This is a genomic window from Streptomyces sp. NBC_00669, assembly GCF_036226785.1.
Taxonomy (GTDB): Bacteria; Actinomycetota; Actinomycetes; order Streptomycetales; family Streptomycetaceae; genus Actinacidiphila.
In genome coordinates this window covers 9,233,796-9,248,265 of the sequence record NZ_CP109018.1, presented here as the reverse complement: position 1 = coordinate 9,248,265, position 14,470 = coordinate 9,233,796, and the positions used below count along the sequence as shown (strand labels likewise).

The following is a 14,470-nucleotide window of genomic DNA, read 5'->3' as shown; positions in this document are numbered from 1 at the left end:
GCCCCCGCTCCCACCCCGGAACCGGCGGCCGAGCCGGCGGGCGCCGACGCGGCACCGACGGAGGTGTGCGATGACCGACCACCCGACGCCCGCGACCCCGAGCTTCATGACGCACCTGGCGTCCGCCTCTCCCCTGGCACCCACGGCCCGTTACGTGCTGCCCGAGTTCACCGAGCGCAGCAGCAACGGCGTCCGCACGATGGACCCGTACTCCAAGCTGCTCCAGGAGCGCATCGTCTTCCTGGGCACGCAGGTCGACGACACCTCGGCCAACGACGTGATGGCCCAACTCATCCATCTGGAGAGCGCCTCGCCCGACCAGGACATCAACCTCTACATCAACTCCCCCGGCGGCTCGTTCTCGTCGATGACTGCCATCTACGACACGATGCAGTTCGTCACCTGCGACGTGGCGACGGTCTGCATCGGGCAGGCCGCGTCGGCGGCCGCGGTGCTGCTGGCGGCGGGCGCACCGGGCAAGCGGATGATCACACCGGGGGCCCGCATCCTCATCCACCAGCCCTCGCTCGGCGACGTGGTGCGGGGCGACACCTCGGACCTGGAGATCCAGGCCAACGAAATGCTGCGCACCCGCGACCAGTTGGAGGCCCTGCTGGTGCGTCACACCGGTCAGCCGGCCGAGCGGGTCTCCGCCGACCTCGAACGCGACACGATCTTCGACGCGAATGCGGCGGTCGCGTACGGGCTGGCCGACGCGCTGACCACCAGCCGCAAGGGCGGCAACGGTTCGCGCGGCACCGGCCCGCGGTGAGCCGGCGTGGCGCCCGAACTCCCGCCGCTGCCCGCCCTCACGCGCTCCGAGGGCGAACTCATCGACTGCTACCTGGAACTGGTCGACCTGCTCGGCCGGATCAACCCCTCCCGCACCACTGACACCTACTCGGCGCTCCGGGCCGCGCAGGCACTCGTCAGCCGGGCGTTGGCGATGCGGGACGCGCTCACGGTGATGCACCTGCGCGGCGAGACGGACCTGCACCACGCCACCCTCGGCCGCGCCCTGCGGGTACTGGACGGGGAGCGGCGGGCCGCGCGGGTCGCGGTGGCGCCCGAGCCGGCGGCGGACCCGGGGGGCAGCGGCGACCCGTCGGCGTAGACCGCGGCAGCGCGCCGTCAGCGGCGCGTGGTCGGCATGGCACCGTCGGCGGCGGGTGGTCGGGCCGCACCGTCGGCGACGCGTGGTCGGGCCGCACCCTCGGCGGCGCCACGGAGGAGGCGGCACCGCGGAGGCGCGGTCGCGCGCACCCGGCCGAACCCGCCCGCCGTCACCGCGTGTCACCGTTTTCCGCGACACGACCGCCGGTCTCATCAGCCCATTGGCGTATCGGAAGTTCTCGTGGCAAACGGGTGCGCGATTGCGCGTGTCGGCTGGACTGCGACTTCGCCGGTACCGGTCGGCGCAGTTCAGGGGGTACGGCGGGGGTACGCGAGCGGCTCGCGGGGGCGGCGGTTCACCCGGCTGGATGCAATGTGATGAAGGTCACATCGCGCGTTTCTGTCCCGGCGCCGCCCCGTCGTGTGCGTAACCATCCGTGGTGACGACAAGCCCCCGCCGCCGTGGCGGGGCGGTCCGTGCGGATGCCCAGTCCTGCCGACGCGCGGATGCCAGGTCGACACGAGTGCAACGGCAGGAGCGGAGGACCCAGCACGACGGGTCGCTCCGGCGCCCACCGGTCTCCGGCGGGCGCCGGAGCACCCTTGGGGTGAAGCCGCTTGCATGCGGCCGGGCATCTTCGCCAGCCCGAACCCGACAGGTCATCCTTCGCAGGCTGATGACGAAGGGTCGCGCATGTGCACGCCCAACCGCATCTGCTTTCGGCCGGCCACTTCCCGGCTCTCGCGGCTCGGAGCCGCCTCTCTGCTCACCGCAGCGGCCGTCGCCGTCCCGATCCTGCTGCCGGGCAACGCCCAGCGGGCCGACGCCGCCACCATGGCCGCCAGGGCGCTGAGCATCGCCGCGTCGAAGAAGGGCTCGCCCTACCAGTGGGGGGCCACCGGGCCGTACCGCTTCGACTGCTCGGGGCTGACGCTGTACTCGTTCAAGCAGGCGGGCGAGCAACTGCCGCGCACCGCCGCCGCCCAGTACAACCGCACCACGCACATCTCGGCGGGTTCCCGCCGGGCGGGCGACCTGGTCTTCTTCCACAGCGGCTCGTCCGGCGCATCGGTCTACCACGTGGGGATCTACGCGGGCGACGGCAACATCTGGCACGCGCCGAAGACCGGCAGCACGGTCCGGCTCGAACACATCTGGACCAGCGGCGTCTGGTACGGACGGGTGAACTGACGCCGCCCGGCGGCCGGGCACTCGACCGCACGCGCACCGCGCCCCCGACGGTCGACGCGGGCCGGGCCCCGGGCCCCCTCCACGGCGGCGCGAGGCTCCGTCCGAGCCCAGGTCCGCGCTCAGGTCCGCGCCCGGCCCCGAACCACGCGCCCGCCCCTGCCCGCCGCGCCCCTACGGCTCCACCCGCTGACGCCTCGTCACATCGCCGTGGCCCGGCCCCACCCGCGGGACACCCGCCAGGCCGCCGTCGCTCCCCCGGCCACGGCCACGGCGAGGAGGGCCGCAATGCCGGTGAGGGTACGGCCGGTGTCGCCGACGGCGGCGTGCCGCGGGCAGTCGGCCCCCCAGTAGCCCGGCGAGGCGGGGCCGGACGCGCGCACCCACCCGGGCAGGGTGCCCGGACCGCTCTGAGCGCCTTCCCCGTCACCCGTGCCCGGCGTGATCCGCGTGCTCGGCGTCATCGGCGTCGGGGGCGCCGCCCATCATGCGGAGCATCCCGGCGCCGCCGGTCCGGAAGAAGCGCACCAGGAGGGCGGCGGCCAGGACGAGGAAGGCGATGTTGAGGAAGGAGGTGTAGTTCCATCTGACGCCCTGCGTGGGGATCTTCGCGTCGGCCTGGTCGGGGATCAGGCCGAGGCCGCCGAAGAGGAGTTCGACGACGTATCCCGCGACGGCCATGGCGAGGTAGAAGGTGCCGAGGATGAACAGGGCCATGCGTGCGCCGTAGTACTTCCGGTAGATGTTCAGGATCGGCAGGATCAGCAGGTCGGCGAAGATGAACGCGACCACCCCGCCGAAGCTGATGCCGCCCTTCCACAGCACCACCGCCAACGGCACGTTGCCGATGGAGCAGACGAACGACGCGACCGCGACGAGCGGCCCGATCAGCGGCCCCCACAGCTTGGACGCCAGCGGGTGGCCGGAGAAGAAGAAGGCCCGCCAGAAGGAGTCCGGCACCCAGGCCGCGATCGCGCCGGCGATGAGCAGCCCCACGACCAGGTCGCGCAGGATCGCCGCCCATTCCATGACGAACACGTGGGCGGTGGCGGTGACCCCCTCGCGGGACAGCAGCCGGCGGGCGAACGAGCCCTCCGTCCGTACGGACATGTCCATCGCGGCGTGGCCCTCCATCGACCCGGCCACGCCGCGCTCGGCCTGCTCGCGGGCCTGGCGCAGCAGCCGGTCGCGCAGGAACAGCCGGAACAGCACGGCGAGCAGGATGATCATGACGGGGCCGCCGATGAACTCGGCCAGCGTGAACTGCCAGCCCATCAGCAGCGCGAGGATCACGCCGAGTTCGACGACGAGGTTGGTGGAGGCGATCTCGAAGGCCATCGCGGCGGTGAAGTCGGCGCCCTTGCGGAACAGCGAGCGCGCCAGCGCCACCGCCGCGTAGGAGCAGGACGAGGAGGCGACTCCCAGGCCGGTGGCGACGGCGAGGGTGCGGGGGCGGTCGTCGCCGAGCAGCGCGACCACCGTGGACTTGCGGATGATCGCCTGGACGACGGCGGACAGGGCGAAGCCCAGGATCAGTGCCCAGGTGATCTCCCACGTCATGGAGCCCGTGATGGACAGCGCGTGCAGTACGGCGTGCATGGACGAAACCTTCCCTGCCGGGTGCTCCTTGGAGGGCGGGCCGGTGCGAGGTCGCGGGGCGGCCCGGAGGCGCGGGTGGGGGCCGCCACCCGGGCGGCCCCCACCGGTTCAGCCGACGTCGAGCGTCAGTGCGGCGGTGTGCAGGGTGCCGGCGGTCCGGAACTGCAGGAAGAGCCGCCAGTCGCCGGCCGAGGGAAGTTCCGCGTGGAAGGACAGCTGCGGCCCGCCGTGGTCACCGTCCACCCGCGCGGTCGGGTGCAGGTGCGCGAACGCGCCGTCGCCCTGGTGGAAGGCGGTCAGGTGGGCGTACGAGTCCAGATACGGCTGTAGGTCGGTGACGGGCTTGCCCGCCTTGGTGATCGTGACGGTGAGCGGGTGCTCCATCCCGGCCATCAACCCGCCCGCGACGGCGACGGTGTAGCCGTCCACCCGTACCGACGGCGCGGGCGCGGGCAGCGCCGCCATGGTGGCCGGCCCCGGCACGGCGACAGTGCGGGACAGGACGAACGCCGTGCCCTTGCCCGGGCCGCTGCCGGGCGTGAAGGACGCGAACATCCGCCAGGCGCCGGGCTTCAACTCGGCCAGGTCCGCGGTCCACGTCCCGTCGGCCGCCATGACCGGATGGAGGTGCTGGAAGCCCGTCAGGTCCGAGCGGACGGCGTAGAAGTGCAGGCGCTTGGTCTGGTCGACCGCGAAGTCGGTGACCGGCCTGCCGTCCGGCCCGGTGACCGTGAACCGGTAGGCGCCCGGCCGGCCCGCCGGGAGCGTCCTGGTCGCGCTGGTCAGCTGGTAGCCGTCCATGGCGGCGGACAGGCCGTCGCCGCCGGCCATGTGGTCCATGCCGGGCATGGTCGGGCCGTCGTGGGCGGAACCGACGGACGAGGGCGTCGCGGCAGCCGTGGACGGGGCCGTCGATCCGGCCGGGGCCGAGGCGGCGTCGCCGGAGGAGCCGCACCCGGCGAGCGCCAGCGCGAGTACGGCGGCCGCGCCGGCCGCGAAGAGGGCGCGGTGGTGTGCGAAGGTACGGAGGAAGGAGGACATCGGGAGGTTCTTTCCGGAGGGGCGCGCCACGACGGGCGCGCGGAGCGAGCAGGACGCGTCGCCGGAACCGGCACAACCGCCGTTCCGGCACGGCCTGCTCAGGTCCGCGCGACGCCCACCCGAAGCAGCAGGTCGCGCCCGCCCGTCGGCGGCCCGCGCCACCACCTGCGGCCGACCGGTGCGGCGCGGCCGACCAACACCGGTACGGCGGCCACCGTGACGACGGCCGCGGACGCGTTCACCGGCAGCGGGCCGCGCGCGCGGGCCGGGGTGGACACGCACTTCTCCCCGTGTGCCGCGACCGGCGCCGCCGCCCGCGCGCCGTGGTCGACGGCACCGCCGGAGCGCGGCGCCGTCGCGGGTCCGCGAACCGCCATCGGCCCGCCACCATCCGCGTGCATGGCGGCGAGCGACGTCACGTCACCGTGGCACCCTTCGGCCGCGGTTGACGGGGCGCCGTGCATGAGGAACAGGCCGGCCAGAACGGCGCAGGCCAGCAGGAGCCGGGCGATACCCCGCCGACCGGCCACCCCCACGCCTGCCATCACCCGTTCCCTTCCCGCTCGACGTCCTGCGCCACGCAGCCGCCGGACCAACCGGCCGCCACGCCGCGGCCACCCCGACCGTATACCCACACGGGGTATACGGCGCGGGCGCCCCGGTCAGTTCGCCGGGAGGAGCTCCGGGCCCTGGGGCTCGGGGGCCGGGACGAGACGCCAGGGGGTGTAGAAGGGGTTGCGCACGCAGCCGGAGAGGACCTCGCTCTTGGTCGCCTTGTCCACCGGGCAGGCACCGACGACGAAGCGGCGGTCGATGCCGCCGGCGAAGGCCACTTCGTGCTGGCCGGCCCACTTGTGGGTGTCACCGATCGTGGCGTTGACGTCGATCCCGCCGGGTGCGTCGATGTAGTAGTTGTACGCGGACTTCCACTGCTTGTAGAGGTCGTGGTCGTAGCTGGTGCTGACGTACGGCGACGGCTGGTTGACCTCGACGTAGGCGGCCAGGTCGTACTGCCCGTCCTGCGGGGCCTTCGGCTGGAAGCCGTCGTGGAAGACCACGGCCGGCGCCCGCCCGTCCGCGCGGTACAGCTCGCCGCAGGTGCGGCGGTAGCTCGGCGGGTCGGGGACGATGCGGTGGACGTCGACGCTGCGGTCGGCGGCGGCGAAGAGCGGGTCGTGGACGACGGGGCAGAAGTCCGCGGCGGCCGCGGGCGCTTCGGGAGCCCGGGTCGGAGCCGCCGTCGCCGCACCGGAGGACGTCTGGGTGGCGAGAACGGCGGTGAGGGTCAGCGCGCCGGCCGCGGCGAGCGACCGGACTCGGTTCATGATCATGGACGTAGCGTGCCGGTCACGGAAGCCGGGACCGCTGAACGTCACCCGATCGTAGGCGCGTCCGCACGTCGGTGAACCCGTACCGGTGCTGTTTCAGAACGGAGTTGACGTGAAGTCAGCGCGGCATTGACGCGCCGGAGTCTCGCCGCGCGGGAGCGGTCCCCCGCTGGGGACCTGCCGGGGACCTGCCAGGGACCTGCCAGGGACCGGTCCCCCCCGCCGGGGGCGAGAATGCGGGGATGGCCCGCCCCACCGAACTCGCCCGCCTGCTCGCCGATGTCGCGCGCGGCGCCTTCCCGCCGCCCGACGGCACCGTCGCGTTCGTGCCGCAGCCGTCGCTCCGGGATGCCGGGGTGATCGCGTTCACCGCGCACAGCGTGGTGTTCGCGGACGTGGACGCCGGGCCGGACGACCGGGAGGACACCGGGGTTGCCCTGCGGGAGCTGCTGCCGGCCGGTGACCTGTCCGCGCCGCTCAACCCGCCGTTCCTGAGCGCGCTCACGGCCCGCACCGGCCGCCAGGTCAACAACATCGACGTCCTCGCCGTGGCGGGTCCGCTGCCGGGGCCGCCGCCCGGCCCCGCGCTCGTGGAGACCAACGACCGCTCGCACCCCCGGATCGTGCGCGCGCTGCGGCACCGTGACGGCGTGCGCGCCTGGACCGTCCCCGGCGCGACGCTGCTGCTGGGCCGCGGTGTGGCCGGCCGCTGGGAGGCGGCCGTGGAGGTCGAACCCCGGGCCCGCGGCAGGGGTCTCGGGCGGTCGCTGGCCGTGGCCGCGCGCCATCTGGTGCCGGACGGCGCCCCGGTGTGGGCGCAGATCGCCCCGGGCAACGCGGCGAGCCTGCGCGCCTTCCTGGCCGCGGGTTTCACCCCGGTCGGCGCCGAGGCCCTGCTGCTGCCGGCCCCGGACCCGCTGCCGCCGGACCCGTACCCGTACCCGTACCCGTACCCGCAGGCCCCGCCGGCCGCGGACCGGAACGGCGCGTGAGGCGCGCGCCGACGGCCCGGGGCGGCTGGTCAGAGCACGGGGATCGCCCAGGGGATCATGATCCAGACCGTCTTGCCGCCGTCACAGGTCGGGATGATCCGCAACGTGCCGCCGGACTCGGCGACGAGGTGGCGGACGATCGCCATGCCGCGCCCGTTGTCCTGCTGGACGGCGCCGGGCAGGCGCTGCGGCCAGCGCGGGTGCGAATCGGTGACGCCGATGTGCAAGTGCTCGCTGTGCTCCAAACGGATGTCCACGGTGAAGTTGGGTGACAGGCCGGAGGTGTGCAGCACCGCGTTGGTGGCGAGTTCGGAGACGACCAGACGTACGGAGTCCAGGGTCGGCGCGTCGGGCGGCAGCCCCCACTCGGCGAGCCGTGCGCACACGTAGGCCCGCGCCGCGGACACCGCTACGGGGTCACTCGGCAGGGTGACGGATGCTTCCTGAAGGTCAGCCATGGTGACGCTGTTCCCTTTCTCGCCGGGTCCGGACGCCGGCGCGCACGGAGGAGTCCGTACGTGCCGGGTCCGGATGCGGCTGATTCGCGCCAGAGTGTCATCCATCGTGCCGCCATTAGGACCGGAGAGCGCGCTATGCATATATCTGTCGCTCAAAACGGTGAACTCTGCTACGTGAGAACGCATTTGGTCGGCACACTGTCGTATCGCAGTGTTCGCGACGGACGACGACTGCACCACTTCAGCCCAGGAGGCGCGAAACATCATGGAACGAGTCCCGGCCGTACGCCGGCGCCGGCTCGGCGAGGAGCTGCGCCGGCTGCGCGATCTGGCCGGACTGACCAGCGGGGAAGCGGCCCGGCTGGCCGGCTGGCACCAGTCGAAGGTCAGCCGGATCGAGACCGGCCGCAGCAGCGTGCGCCCCGAGGACGTGGAGGTGCTGCTGAGCGTGTACGCGGTACGCGACGGCGACCTGCGCGACCTGCTGGCGACGCTCGCCGGCCGCGGCTACCAGCGCGGCTGGTGGCACGACTTCCGCGACGTGCTGCCGCCGGAGTACCGCGACTTCATCACCCTGGAGACGGGTGCCAGCCGGGCCCGCTCGATGGAGAACAGCGTGGTGCCGGGACTGCTCCAGACCCCGGCGTACGCCCGCGCGCTGACCCGCGACGTGATGCCCCAGCTCACCGAGCGCGAGGTGGACGCGCTCGTTGACGTCCGGATAGCCAGGCAGGCGGTCCTGCGCCAGGACCGGCCGCTGGAGCTGTGGGCGGTGCTCGACGAGTCGGTGCTGCGGCGGTGGGTGGGCGGCCCGGAGGTGATGGCCGAGCAACTGCTGCGGCTGCGCGAGGCGATGGAGCTGCCCCAGGTGCGTCTGCAAGTGCTCCCGTTCGCGGCCGGCGGACACCAAGGAGTGACGAATTCTTTCGTCATCTTCTCATTTCCGCGCATTGCCGATCTCGACGTGGTGGTTGTCGACCATTTGACGAGTAGTCTCTACGTCGATCGGAAAGAGGACATCGCGGCGTACGGAGCAGCGTTCGCCCGATTGAGTGGCCGCGCTCTTCACCGGGAGGAGTCGGCTGAAATGATCAACAGCATTCGTAAGGAGGTTTCATGACAACGCTGCCCCGTTTTATTTCCTCCAGCGAGACGCTCGGCGGCGCTAGTTGGCGGCGCAGCAGTCACAGCACCGCGGCGAACAACTGCGTGGAGGCCGCCAGGCTCCCCTCGGGTCTGACCGCGGTCCGTGACTCCAAGGACGTACGCGGGCCCGCGCTGCTCTTCGCCCCGCAGGCGTGGAGCGACTTCGTCCGGGATCTGGCCGACGGCGGGCCGCTCAGCGCGGTGGAGCGGCCCGGGCGATGACGTCGACCGCGCGGTGGACCTGAGGGCCGGTCAGGTCGCACCGCGCGGTCAGCCGCAGCCGGGAGACCCCGTCCGGCACGGACGGCGGGCGGAAGCAGCCGACCGCCAGGCCCTCCTCCCGGCAGCGCGCGGCCCAGGCGAGGGCGTCGTCGGGCGAGGGTGCGCGCACGGACACCACGCACGCGTCGGGCGCGGTGGCGTCCAGGTCGCGCCCGGTCAGCAACCGGTGGAAGTCCCGGGCCACCTGGCGGGCGCGGGCGGCCCGGTCCGGCTCGCGTCGCAGCAGCCGCAGCGCGGCCAGCGCGGCGCCCGCGGCGGCGGGGGCCAGTCCGGTGTCGAAGATGAAGGTGCGGGCCGCGTTGACGAGGTGCTCGATCACGGCGGCCGGCCCGAGCACCACCCCGCCCTGGGCACCGAAGGACTTCGAGAGGGTGGCGGTGCACACCACGTCGGGCGCTCCGGCCAGCCCGGCGGCGTGGGCGCTGCCCCGGCCGCCGTCACCCATGACGCCCAGGCCGTGCGCGTCGTCGAGCAGCAGCGCCGCGCCGTACGCGCGGCAGGCGGCGGCCAGTTCGGGCAGCGGCGCCGCGTCGCCGTCGACGGAGAAGACCGCGTCGCTGACGACGAAAGCGTTCCCGCCCGCGCCGTCGGCGGGCGGCTCGCCGCTGTCGCGTGCGCCGAGCGCCTTGCGGACCGCTTCGGGGTCGGCGTGGCGGACCACCTCGGTCCTGGCCTTGGACAGCCGGCAGCCGTCGATCAGGGAGGCGTGGTTGGCCGCGTCGGAGACCAGCAGGGTGCCGGGGCCGGTGAGCGCGGTGATGGCGGCGAGGTTGGCGGCGTAGCCGGAGGCGAAGACCAGGGCGGCCTCGAACCCGGTGAACGCGGCGAGCTCCGCCTCGAGTTCGGCGTGCAGCGCGGTGCTGCCGGTGACCAGCCGGGAGCCGGTGGAGCCGGCGCCCCAGCGCAGGCAGGCGTCGGCGCCGGCCCGGACCACCTCCGGGTGCCGGGTCAGGCCGAGGTAGTCGTTGCCCGCCAGGTCCAGCAGCGGCGAGTCGGCCGCCCGGGGCCGCAGTTCGCGGCGCAGGCCGGCGGCCCGCCGCACCCGGTCCTGGGCGGTGAGCCATCCGAAGGGGCCGTCGGCGCGTCCGTGCTGCTGAGAAGTGCTGTCCACGCCAGCAACGTACTGGGTGAGCGGCCCGATACCGGGTGTGGTGATGCACACATACCCGGCCGCTGATGTTGTGCGGTGCGCCATTGGCCGGGCCCGCCGCCGTACGCGAGGATTGCGGGCATGGATCTGCTGACGGCACTGGTGGGCAAGGGTCTGCGGCGCGAGCCGCCGACGCGGGACGAGGCGCTGGCGGTGCTCGCGACCTCCGACGACGAACTGCTGGACGTGGTGGCCGCGGCGGGCCGGGTGCGCCGGCAGTGGTTCGGTCGCCGGGTCAAGCTCAACTACCTGGTGAACCTCAAGTCCGGTCTCTGCCCGGAGGACTGCTCGTACTGCTCGCAGCGGCTCGGCTCGCAGGCCGACATCCTCAAGTACACCTGGCTGAAGCCGGACGAGGCGGTCGCGGCGGCCACGGCGGGGGTGTCCGGGGGCGCGAAGCGGGTGTGCCTGGTGGCCAGCGGGCGCGGGCCGACCGACCGGGACGTGGACCGGGTCTCGAAGACCATCGAGGCGATCAAGGACGGCAACGAGGGCGTGGAGGTGTGCGCCTGCCTCGGGCTGCTCTCCGGCGACCAGGCGGAGCGGCTGCGGGCCGCGGGCGCGGACGCGTACAACCACAACCTCAACACGTCCGAGGGCACCTACGCGGACATCACCACGACGCACACCTACGCCGACCGGGTGGACACGGTGCGGCAGGCGCAGGCGGCGGGGCTGTCGGCGTGTTCGGGGCTGATCGCGGGGATGGGCGAGAGCGACGCGGACCTGGTGGACGTGGTGTTCTCGCTGCGGGCGCTGGACCCGGACTCGGTGCCGGTCAACTTCCTGATCCCGTTCGAGGGCACCCCGCTGGCCAAGGAGTGGAACCTCACCCCGCAGCGGTGCCTGCGGATTCTGGCGATGGTGCGGTTCGTCTGCCCGGACGTGGAGGTACGGCTGGCCGGCGGGCGCGAGGTGCACCTGCGCAGCATGCAGCCGCTCGCGCTGCACCTGGTCAACTCGATCTTCCTCGGCGACTACCTGACGAGCGAGGGGCAGGCCGGGCAGACCGACCTCGACATGATCGCGGACGCCGGCTTCGAGGTGGAGGGCGCCGAGACCACCACGCTGCCCGCGCACCGGCGGTCCGACGAGGCGCGCACGGCGGCCGGTTCGGGCTGCGGGTCCCACGACACGGCGTGCGGATCGTGCGAGCACGGCGAGCCGGCTACGGCTACGGCTACGGCTACGGCTACGGCTACGGCTACGGCTACGGCTACGGGCCAGCCTGCCGGCACGGCGTCGGGTTCGGGTCCCCGTACGGACCTGGTCGCCGTGCGCCGGCGAGGTGCGGGGACGGACCTGCCGCCCAATGCCTGAACCGCTGCCGGTGGACGTGCTGCTGGACCTGGACCGGCAGCACGTCTGGCATCCTTACGGCCCGATGCCCGGCCGCCAGGAACCCCTGGTGGTGGAGTCGGCCTCGGGCGTACGACTGCGGCTCGCCGCGCCCGCTCAGGGCAGGACCGAGCTCGTGGACGGCATGTCGTCCTGGTGGTCGGCGATCCACGGCTACCGGCACCCGGTGCTCGACGAGGCCGCCCACGCCCAACTGGACCGGATGAGCCACGTCATGTTCGGCGGGCTCACCCACGAGCCTGCGGTGCGGCTGGCCGCGCGGCTGGTCGAGATCACTCCGGAGCCGTTGCGGCACGTCTTCCTCGCGGACTCCGGCTCGGTGTCGGTCGAGGTGGCGCTCAAGATGTGCCTGCAGTACTGGCGTTCGCTGGGGCGGCCGGGCAAGCGGCGGCTGCTCACCTGGCGCGGCGGGTACCACGGCGACACCTGGCAGCCGATGTCGGTATGCGACCCGGATGGCGGTATGCACCATCTATGGTCCGGTGTGCTACAGGAGCAGGTCTTCGCGGACGCGCCGCCGCCCGGGTTCGACGCGGAGCCGTCGGCCGCGTACGCCGCCCACCTGCGCGAGCTGATCGGGCGTCACGCCGACGAGTTGGCCGCGGTCGTGGTGGAACCCGTCGTCCAGGGCGCGGGCGGGATGGCGTTCCACTCCCCCGCGTACCTGCGGGTGCTGCGGGAGGCGTGCGACGAGTACGACGTCCTGCTCGTCCTCGACGAGATCGCCACCGGGTTCGGCCGCACCGGACGGCTGTTCGCGGCCGAGCACGCGGGGATCGCGCCCGACGTGATGTGCGTCGGCAAGGCGCTCACCGGGGGGTACGTCTCCCTCGCCGCGGCCCTGTGCACCTCCCGGGTGGCCGAGGGGATCTCGCGCGGCGAGGTGCCCGTGCTCGCGCACGGCCCCACGTTCATGGGGAACCCGTTCGCCGCGGCCGTGGCGAACGCGTCGCTGGACGTCCTGCTCGCCCAGGACTGGGCGACCGAGGTCAAACGGATCGAGGCCGGGCTGCGGGAAGGGCTCGCGCCCGCCGCCGAGTTGCCCGGGGTGCGCGATGTCCGCGTGCTCGGCGCGATCGGGGTGGTCCAGCTCGACCACCCCGTCGACATCGACGCGGCCACCCGCGCCGCGGTCCGCGCGGGCGTGTGGCTGCGGCCCTTCCGCGACCTCGTCTACGCGATGCCCCCTTACGTCACCGGGGACGAGGACGTCGCCCGGATCAGTGCGGCCATCGTCGCGGCGTCCGCCGCCGGCTGAACCCGGGGCACCCCGGCCGCCCGGGGTGCCCCCGCGCCGCCCTCCCGCAGGGAGCGGCACCCGGCGAAGAAGCGCGGGTCGTCGTGGAGTCCACGGCCGCTGACCGGCCTCACAGGTGCCGGGCCAGGTCGGCCATGTCCACCAGCGGCAGGCCCCAGCGCAGCGCGGCGATCTCCAGGTCGGCCGCCTTGGCCATGGTGCCGTCGTGGTTCATGACCTCGCAGCAGACGCCCACCGGCGGCAGTCCGGCCGCCGTGCACAGCGCGACGGTGGCTTCCGTGTGGCCGGCACGCTCCGCGAGGCCGCCCGGGCGAGCGGCCAGGGGGAAGACGTGCCCGGGCCGCAGGAAGTCCGCCGGCCGGGCGTCCGGATCGGCCAACCGCCGTACGGTCGCGGCACGTTCTGCCGCCGAGACACCGGTGCCGGTCGCCGCCGCCAGGTCCACCGGGACGTGCGGCCGGGTGCCGTGCCGGTCGCCGGGGCCCGGCACCGGGCCGAGCTCCAGCCGTTCGAGCACCTCGGGCGCGCACGGCACCGTGGAGTGGCCGCAGACCTGGGTGAGCAGGAAGGTGAACGCCTCGGGGCGCAGCCGCGCCCCCGCGAACACCACGTCGCCCTCGCACTCCCGCTCCGGGTCCCAGATCACTACCCCACCGCCGGCCGCGAGTTGCGCCACTGCCTGCTGCACGCCCCGGGCGCCGGCGACCCGTCCCGCCCACGGCAGCGCCGCGACCACCTCGGACACCGCCCGATGCGGGTCCTGCGGCCAGCGCCGCGCCAGTCGGGTGACCAGGTCGGGCTCCAGGTTGACCTGGTCCCCCACGGACAGGTCCGCCAGCGTGGTGGCCTGGAGCGTCAACGGGACCAGCGCCACCGCGAACCGGTCCCGGGCCACCTCGGCGACGGTGAGGCTGACCCCGTCGACCGCCACCTGGACCTTGGCCGTGACCAGCGCGTGGAACCGCTCGGGCGGCTTGATCCACATCCGCCGCATCGGGCCGTCGTCATCGATCCGTACGACCTTGCCGACGGCCTCGACGTCGCCCTGGACCAGGTGCCCGCCGCTGGGATCGCCGAGCCGCAACGGTGTCTCGACGTTGACGCGCGTCTGGGGCGGGATACGGCCGAGCGTCGACCTGCGCCGGGTGTCGGCCGACACGGCCGCCGCCAGGACACCGTCCTGCCCGGCGACCGGCGCCACCGTCAGCCCCACGCCGTTCACGCAGATCGAACAGGCCGCGGACCTGGCCGCTTCGGGCGCCCGCACCATGATGAAGTCCGGGCCCTCGGCCACCACGGTGCCGACCTCGTGAATGTGTCCGGTGAACAACTCGTACCACCTCTCGTCAGCGGCCGGACGACAACCGGCCGCGGGGAGAACCGCGCAGGGGCCCGCGTCGGGCCCGAGAGGTGGCGGGGTGTCACCGCTTGGCGCCGGAATCACACCGGCTCGTCCCACCGCGACGGGTGGAACCGGCGGGCTCTCACCGCCGCACCTTGGAATCGCACCGCCGCCATCCAACACGAGCCGCAACTGCCGGGCAAGCAGCGCGCG

At 73.6% G+C, this 14,470-nt stretch carries 16 protein-coding genes and 1 riboswitch; of the genes, 8 read left to right on the top strand and 8 right to left on the bottom strand.

Going from position 1 to position 14,470, the window contains the following annotated elements; all coding sequences use genetic code 11:
* Positions 1 to 106: 106 nt before the first annotated feature.
* The 3 genes from OG896_RS38765 (at position 107) to OG896_RS38755 (ending at position 2,305) form a co-directional block, all read left to right on the top strand.
* A complete protein-coding gene (locus OG896_RS38765) occupies positions 107 to 772 on the top strand; it encodes an ATP-dependent Clp protease proteolytic subunit (protein ID WP_329374560.1) in 666 nt (221 codons plus the stop codon).
* Between the two features lie 6 nt (positions 773 to 778).
* Positions 779 to 1,114, top strand: coding sequence for a hypothetical protein (locus OG896_RS38760; RefSeq protein WP_329373051.1), 336 nt, complete (start codon positions 779 to 781; stop codon positions 1,112 to 1,114).
* Positions 1,115 to 1,672: 558 nt separating this feature from the next.
* Positions 1,673 to 1,804: riboswitch (cyclic di-AMP (ydaO/yuaA leader) on the top strand.
* A 3-nt stretch (positions 1,805 to 1,807) separates the two neighbouring features.
* Complete coding sequence (locus OG896_RS38755) at positions 1,808 to 2,305, top strand: C40 family peptidase (RefSeq protein WP_329373049.1); 498 nt, start codon at positions 1,808 to 1,810, stop codon at positions 2,303 to 2,305.
* Between the two features lie 197 nt (positions 2,306 to 2,502).
* Here OG896_RS38755 and OG896_RS38750 read toward each other — a convergent pair whose 3' ends face one another.
* From OG896_RS38750 to OG896_RS38730, 5 genes are all read right to left on the bottom strand, one after another.
* A complete protein-coding gene (locus OG896_RS38750; RefSeq protein WP_329373047.1) occupies positions 2,503 to 2,685 on the bottom strand; it encodes a hypothetical protein in 183 nt (60 codons plus the stop codon).
* Positions 2,686 to 2,728: 43 nt separating this feature from the next.
* Positions 2,729 to 3,901, bottom strand: a complete 1,173-nt coding sequence (locus tag OG896_RS38745; RefSeq protein ID WP_329373046.1) for a permease — start codon at positions 3,899 to 3,901, stop codon at positions 2,729 to 2,731.
* Positions 3,902 to 4,009: 108 nt separating this feature from the next.
* Complete coding sequence (locus OG896_RS38740; protein WP_329373044.1) at positions 4,010 to 4,942, bottom strand: hypothetical protein; 933 nt, start codon at positions 4,940 to 4,942, stop codon at positions 4,010 to 4,012.
* 98 nt (positions 4,943 to 5,040) lie between these two features.
* Positions 5,041 to 5,487, bottom strand: coding sequence for a hypothetical protein (locus OG896_RS38735; protein WP_329373042.1), 447 nt, complete (start codon positions 5,485 to 5,487; stop codon positions 5,041 to 5,043).
* Positions 5,488 to 5,604: 117 nt separating this feature from the next.
* Positions 5,605 to 6,273, bottom strand: a complete 669-nt coding sequence (locus OG896_RS38730; RefSeq protein WP_329373040.1) for an ADP-ribosyltransferase — start codon at positions 6,271 to 6,273, stop codon at positions 5,605 to 5,607.
* 239 nt (positions 6,274 to 6,512) lie between these two features.
* On the opposite strand from OG896_RS38730, the gene OG896_RS38725 reads away from it, so the two are divergent.
* On the top strand, positions 6,513 to 7,262 hold the full coding sequence (locus OG896_RS38725) for a GNAT family N-acetyltransferase (RefSeq protein ID WP_329373038.1): 750 nt from the start codon (positions 6,513 to 6,515) through the stop codon (positions 7,260 to 7,262).
* Positions 7,263 to 7,291: 29 nt separating this feature from the next.
* On the opposite strand, the gene OG896_RS38720 is transcribed toward OG896_RS38725, so the two are convergent.
* Complete coding sequence (locus OG896_RS38720; RefSeq protein WP_329373036.1) at positions 7,292 to 7,720, bottom strand: ATP-binding protein; 429 nt, start codon at positions 7,718 to 7,720, stop codon at positions 7,292 to 7,294.
* Between the two features lie 265 nt (positions 7,721 to 7,985).
* Here OG896_RS38720 and OG896_RS38715 point away from each other — a divergent pair, with 265 nt between their 5' ends.
* Both OG896_RS38715 and OG896_RS38710 read left to right on the top strand, forming a co-directional pair.
* Entirely contained in the window at positions 7,986 to 8,840 is an 855-nt protein-coding gene (locus tag OG896_RS38715) for a helix-turn-helix domain-containing protein (protein WP_329373034.1), read from the top strand.
* Positions 8,837 to 9,088 carry a DUF397 domain-containing protein gene (locus tag OG896_RS38710; RefSeq protein WP_328459929.1) on the top strand — a complete coding sequence of 84 codons (252 nt, stop codon included), beginning with the start codon at positions 8,837 to 8,839 and terminating at the stop codon, positions 9,086 to 9,088. Before OG896_RS38715 ends, OG896_RS38710 begins: the two co-directional genes overlap by 4 nt.
* Here OG896_RS38710 and OG896_RS38705 read toward each other — a convergent pair.
* Complete coding sequence (locus OG896_RS38705; protein ID WP_329373031.1) at positions 9,060 to 10,259, bottom strand: 8-amino-7-oxononanoate synthase; 1,200 nt, start codon at positions 10,257 to 10,259, stop codon at positions 9,060 to 9,062. The two genes, OG896_RS38710 and OG896_RS38705, sit on opposite strands and share 29 nt — an antisense overlap.
* Before the next feature lie 120 nt (positions 10,260 to 10,379).
* Here OG896_RS38705 and bioB point away from each other — a divergent pair, with 120 nt between their 5' ends.
* Both bioB and OG896_RS38695 read left to right on the top strand, forming a co-directional pair.
* Positions 10,380 to 11,618 carry a biotin synthase BioB gene (gene bioB / locus OG896_RS38700; protein ID WP_329373029.1) on the top strand — a complete coding sequence of 413 codons (1,239 nt, stop codon included), beginning with the start codon at positions 10,380 to 10,382 and terminating at the stop codon, positions 11,616 to 11,618.
* Positions 11,611 to 12,915: an adenosylmethionine--8-amino-7-oxononanoate transaminase gene (locus tag OG896_RS38695; protein WP_329373027.1), complete on the top strand. Its 1,305-nt coding sequence runs from the start codon at positions 11,611 to 11,613 to the stop codon at positions 12,913 to 12,915. Before bioB ends, OG896_RS38695 begins: the two co-directional genes overlap by 8 nt.
* A 109-nt stretch (positions 12,916 to 13,024) precedes the next feature.
* On the opposite strand, the gene OG896_RS38690 is transcribed toward OG896_RS38695, so the two are convergent.
* Positions 13,025 to 14,245 carry a 3,4-dihydroxy-2-butanone-4-phosphate synthase gene (locus OG896_RS38690; RefSeq protein ID WP_329373025.1) on the bottom strand — a complete coding sequence of 407 codons (1,221 nt, stop codon included), beginning with the start codon at positions 14,243 to 14,245 and terminating at the stop codon, positions 13,025 to 13,027.
* Positions 14,246 to 14,470 lie beyond the last annotated feature (225 nt).

Excerpts from the sequence above, each read along its gene's own strand:
- OG896_RS38765 (WP_329374560.1), top strand. The coding sequence starts at position 107 with ATGACGCACCTGGCGTCCGCCTCTCCCCTGGCACCCACGGCCCGTTAC.
- OG896_RS38755 (WP_329373049.1), top strand. The coding sequence starts at position 1,808 with ATGTGCACGCCCAACCGCATCTGCTTTCGGCCGGCCACTTCCCGGCTC.
- OG896_RS38745 (WP_329373046.1), bottom strand. The coding sequence starts at position 3,901 with ATGCACGCCGTACTGCACGCGCTGTCCATCACGGGCTCCATGACGTGG.
- OG896_RS38740 (WP_329373044.1), bottom strand. The coding sequence starts at position 4,942 with ATGTCCTCCTTCCTCCGTACCTTCGCACACCACCGCGCCCTCTTCGCG.
- OG896_RS38735 (WP_329373042.1), bottom strand. The coding sequence starts at position 5,487 with ATGGCAGGCGTGGGGGTGGCCGGTCGGCGGGGTATCGCCCGGCTCCTG.
- OG896_RS38730 (WP_329373040.1), bottom strand. The coding sequence starts at position 6,273 with ATGATCATGAACCGAGTCCGGTCGCTCGCCGCGGCCGGCGCGCTGACC.
- OG896_RS38725 (WP_329373038.1), top strand. The coding sequence starts at position 6,513 with ATGGCCCGCCCCACCGAACTCGCCCGCCTGCTCGCCGATGTCGCGCGC.
- OG896_RS38720 (WP_329373036.1), bottom strand. The coding sequence starts at position 7,720 with ATGGCTGACCTTCAGGAAGCATCCGTCACCCTGCCGAGTGACCCCGTA.
- OG896_RS38715 (WP_329373034.1), top strand. The coding sequence starts at position 7,986 with ATGGAACGAGTCCCGGCCGTACGCCGGCGCCGGCTCGGCGAGGAGCTG.
- OG896_RS38710 (WP_328459929.1), top strand. The coding sequence starts at position 8,837 with ATGACAACGCTGCCCCGTTTTATTTCCTCCAGCGAGACGCTCGGCGGC.
- bioB (WP_329373029.1), top strand. The coding sequence starts at position 10,380 with ATGGATCTGCTGACGGCACTGGTGGGCAAGGGTCTGCGGCGCGAGCCG.
- OG896_RS38695 (WP_329373027.1), top strand. The coding sequence starts at position 11,611 with ATGCCTGAACCGCTGCCGGTGGACGTGCTGCTGGACCTGGACCGGCAG.